Source organism: Bradyrhizobium sp. Leo78, assembly GCF_059512425.1.
On record NZ_JCAMOT010000343.1, the window covers coordinates 1 to 220 of the forward strand.

1 pseudogene is annotated in these 220 nt (G+C 63.2%); it reads left to right on the forward strand.

From position 1 onward, the window contains the following. Positions 1–220 (forward strand): annotated as a pseudogene (locus AC5ZG1_RS44985) (transposase); the annotation flags it as partial.

Here is a 220-nt window from a genome sequence, read left to right on the forward strand (position 1 = left end):
TCGGCCTCGGCGATCAGCGCCATCAACAAACGGCTGGATGCGTCGCTGAAGGCGTTTTGCGAGCGCAAGCTCAAGGAGCCATTCCCCTATCTGATCCTGGATGCGCGCTATGAGCGGGTGCGCGAGGACGGCATCATTGCGAGAGGTCGACGACGATTGCCTGCTCGAGCTCCGCTGGATGTACGACCGGCGCGATCTTGGCGAGGTGCGGCGCGATCTG